The following is a 319-nucleotide window of genomic DNA, read 5'->3' as shown; positions in this document are numbered from 1 at the left end:
ATTCGTCCCAAGGCCATGGCCGAACGCACCAAAAGCAGGCTCGCCACGCTACGCGAGCGGGCCGCGTCGCTGGCCGTTCCCTGGATCGAGATCGATGGATCGGTGCAGACCGCCACCGACGAGCTGATGCGGGCTTTCGATGCATTCATGGCCCACATCGACGGCTCGGTCGAGTATCTGAACGAACAGCCGGAACTGTAGGCCCGGCGTACCGAGGAGCAACGCTCATGATCACTCACCCCAATATCTATCAAACCATAGCAATACAACAGATGGCGGCCGAACGAATCGCACGCGAGGAGCGGGCGCGGTTCAAGCG

Annotated in this window: 1 protein-coding gene; it reads left to right on the top strand. The window is 61.1% G+C overall.

The window, feature by feature from the left end:
- Positions 1-201, top strand: a 201-nt coding sequence (locus RCF13_RS04170) for a hypothetical protein (RefSeq protein WP_308140892.1), incomplete at its 5' end; no start/stop codon positions are given.
- Between the last annotated feature and the right edge of the window lie 118 nt (positions 202-319).

This window comes from Stenotrophomonas maltophilia group sp. RNC7 (genome assembly GCF_030910085.1).
Lineage (GTDB): Bacteria > Pseudomonadota > Gammaproteobacteria > Xanthomonadales > Xanthomonadaceae > Stenotrophomonas > Stenotrophomonas sepilia.
Note: the sequence above shows the minus strand (reverse complement) of the source record. Positions and strands in the feature narration are given on the sequence as shown.